General features: G+C 60.1%; 2 protein-coding genes and 1 tRNA gene. All 3 read left to right on the forward strand.

The window, feature by feature from the left end:
• Nucleotides 1–142: 142 nt before the first annotated feature.
• Nucleotides 143–215 (forward strand) — tRNA-Gly (locus JE47_RS0119730).
• A 636-nt stretch (nucleotides 216–851) separates the two neighbouring features.
• Nucleotides 852–1,241 carry a hypothetical protein gene (locus tag JE47_RS0119735; RefSeq protein WP_031461389.1) on the forward strand — a complete coding sequence of 130 codons (390 nt, stop codon included), beginning with the start codon at nucleotides 852–854 and terminating at the stop codon, nucleotides 1,239–1,241.
• Between the two features lie 39 nt (nucleotides 1,242–1,280).
• Nucleotides 1,281–3,630 (forward strand): CHAT domain-containing protein (locus tag JE47_RS22370; RefSeq protein WP_051871225.1); only part of this gene is annotated, 2,350 nt, incomplete at its 3' end.

A 3,630-nucleotide genomic window follows, 5' to 3' on the forward strand; every position in this document is an offset into this window, starting at 1 on the left:
GCCAGAGGGAGGAAGATGTTGAACAGTTCTGGTTATCCGCTTCTTACCCTGGGGAGGAAGATGTTGAAAAGCGCCGGTCGTCGTTCCTTACTGACTTGCGAATCTGGTCAGATTGTGCTACAGTAATGGCGCAATAAGTTGTGCGGGCGTAGCTCAGGTGGTAGAGCATCTGCCTTCCAAGCAGATGGTCGCGCGTTCGAGTCGCGTCGCCCGCTCCGCACTAGGCATCCCACCCCTTGCGGTGGGATGTGTATTTGTGCGGGGATTGCTCTCGCACGGCGAAGATGAAAGTCATCCTTCCCATAGAGCTTTTCAACGCTTTCGTTATATTTGCCAGGGAGGGAGAACGCCAACGCGGGCTGCGCGGCAATAGCCCGTTGTGCAGCGGGAATGGGGCGATTGTTCAGTTGACATACCACGCCGGGTCGGATGCGGGCCGGAGGCCCGCGCTCCCAGGTGTCCACCCGCGGTTGCTCCAGGTGCGCGGGGGCGAGAAGCTAGCGGAGGAGGGTGGCAGATCGTGCGCCGGGTCGGATGCGGGCCGGAGGCCCACGCTCCCAGGTGTCCACCCGCGGTTGCTCCAGGTGCGCGGGGGCGAGAAGCTAGCGGTTCGCATCTCAGGAGACCATCTCCCCTACGCCCCTTGCGTGCCACACCTCCAGACTGTTTGCTGGCGTTACCCGCAACCCCGCTCGCGTGCAGAGATGAGGAATGTGGCAGATCGTGCGCCGGGTCGGATGCGGGCCGGAGGCCCGCGCTCCCAGGTATCCCCCCACTCATGCTTGTCATTGTATCGGTAGATAATGTATAATATGCCCTCGAAGTCACCTAACGAGCAACGAGGGTTCTCTATGTATCCCCAATCTCAAAATCGTCGACTCTTCCCGATCATCGTTGGTGTATACGGAGCACTGTGGGCTGTCTTCAGTCTTCTTATGTTGTTCTTTGGCCTGACGAATATTTCAGGTCGCGGGATGGAAGGGCTGGCCGCACAGGTCGCGATTATCTTCGGGATACCCTCGCTGATCTTCGCGGTCTTGCTGTTGGTATGTGCCGTCGGTCTCTGGCAAGAGAAGCGCTGGGCGCTGGTCATGGCGCTGGTTCTGGCTATCCTGAACCTGGCCATAGCCGTTCTCATAAGCATTGCCCCTACTGACATCACATACGTTGGTTTCGGCGGTATCGTGCTTTCAGTAGTAGCGCTGTGGTATATCGTCAGACAGTTTCGGGTCAGAAATTGACGCCAATAGTGCTTCCCCCTGTAGCCGGAGCGTAAGACAATGCTGCCATCAACGCTGACCCTTGAACTTGTTCCGACCGACCAGCACGGCCTTGCTGTTCGTATGGAACTGCTCAATGAGCAAATCTATCGGCCGCCACAGGCCACCTTCCGTTGCGGCTTGTTTGATGAAGCGCGTCTGCGTTCGTTATTGGGAAGCAACCCGCTGGCGTATGGTGCAGCATTGCGCGACGCCCTCTTCGCCGATCCGCAAGCGATCGCTACCTACCGCGAATTGCGAGCGGCAGCGCTCAATCGTGATCCCAGCGCTGCGCTGCGTTTACATCTGATTCTGCCCGAACACCTGCAAGCCATACGCTGGGAGCTGCTCGTCGATCCGGTAAGTCATCAACCGCTCGGTAGCGACGGGCAGCTCTGGTTGAGCCGATATGTGCCGGTAGACGATGTTGCACCACCGTCATTACCATCACGCCGAGCAGCAGGCGAGCAGCGTGTCTTGCTGGCGATTGCCGACCCCAACGATGCCGAACGGTGGAAGCTGGCGCCGATTGACCGCTCGGCATACGAAGGTATGGTACAGGCAGCGTGGGGCGGTTCGGGCGTGACGGTAATTCCGGCAACCTGGCAGCGTCTTACCACTGAGCTGAGCAGCGGCTACGACATTTTGATCCTGGTGGCGCACGGCAGACTGGTGGACAGTCAGCCATGGCTGTATTTGATCGACGACCAAGGGAACACTGCCCGTCGCTCTGGCGATGACCTGGCCGCGCTTCTGCGTAGTCGCGGTGCAGATGGCCCACGGCTGGTCGTGCTGGTCAGTTGCGCCGGGGCAGGGATGGATGACCATAGCTGGGGTGCTTTAGGTCCGCGCCTAGCCCGTGCGGGTGTGCCGGCAGTGGTTGCCGCTTACGGCGCACTGACCATGGACACGGCAGCGATCATTCTTGACAACCTGTTTCACGATCTCCGCCAGGAAGGACGGATTGACCGTGCGTTGCAACGCGCACGGCTGGCTGCCGCTCAGCAACAGCGTGCGGACTGGTGGCGGGTGACGCTCTTCAACCGCTGGCGCGATGGTCAGATATGGGAGCCAACACACCCCACGCCACTGACGGTTGCCCCATTTAAAGTTCCCTATCGGCGCAACCCGCTTTTCTGCGGACGTGAGCGTGAACTTGCCGAGCTTGAACAAACCCTGTGTGGCGCGGAAGCGGTTACGGTTGTGATCACCGGTATGGCCGGTGTGGGTAAGAGTCAACTGGCCAGTGAATGTGCCCATCGTCTGCGCCGTCACTTTCCGGGTGGTGTCTTTTGGCTGGATATGAGCACCCCTGACCAGGTAGCGGCGCAGATCGCTGCCTGCGGTGGTGTGGATGGGTTGAACCTGCCGGGCTGGAACGGTTTGAGCCTGGAGGATCAGGTACGGGCAGTGCAGCGGGCCTGGCAAGAACCGATCCGTCGTCTGCTCATCTTCGATAATCTGGAAGAGCGGACGTTGCTGCAACAATGGCGACCAACGACCGGCGGTACGCAGGTGCTCGTCACCAGTCGGCGGAGTGATTGGCGGGCAACAGATGACGTTCATCTACTGCCACTCCGCCCGACCGAACGTAGCGATAGCTATCTGATCCTGTTGGGGCCACGGGCCAAAGCCCGCCAAACCACGATTGCAGCACTCCTGGCCGACGATGCGCAGCGGCAAACGGCTGATACAATCTGTGAACTGCTAGGTGATCTCCCGCTGGCCCTGGCGTTAGCCGGCGCCTACCTGGAAGATTCACCCAATCTGTCACTCGATGCGTATGATCAGCGGCTGAAGCAAACGATCCTTGCCCATCCTTCACTTGGTGACGAACAGGCAGCCGAGAGTGGCTTACCAACGGCTTACCGTCACGGTGTCGCTGCTGCTCTCGCTTTAAGCTACCAACGACTAGACCAGACCCGCGATGCGGCAGCGTTGACCCTGCTGCACCGTCTGGCCTGGCTGGCGCCAGAGCCGGTACCATTCCCGTTGCTGATTGCCATCGTCGGTAGCGATACCAACGATCAGGCGGCGGTCGATCCGATGCTACGCCGATTGCGTGCGGTTGGATTGATCGACCAACGCGAGGTACAACTTCACCGGTTGACAGCGGCCTTTGTGCGAGGGTGTGATCCGGCGCCAGAGGAAACGCTAGCGGCAACGGTCGTAGCGATGCTAAAGGTCAGTGATCATCTGCAGGACGCCTTCGAGCGCACACCGCTGGCAAGTATCCCTTACCGTCCGCACTATGTGGCGGTGTGTCAGCACGAGACACGCCTGAGCGATCAGGTGGCCGCCCGCTTGCTATCCGCGACGGCAGCAATTCTTCAACGGCTCGGCGAGTACGCGGCGGCGCGCCCGCTTTTGG

It is taken from the genome of Chloroflexus sp. MS-G, from assembly GCF_000735195.1.
Taxonomy (GTDB): domain Bacteria; phylum Chloroflexota; class Chloroflexia; order Chloroflexales; family Chloroflexaceae; genus Chloroflexus.

Bases quoted from the DNA above. Each gene is read 5' to 3' on its own strand.
- JE47_RS0119735 (WP_031461389.1), top strand. From the start codon at position 852: ATGTATCCCCAATCTCAAAATCGTCGACTCTTCCCGATCATCGTTGGT.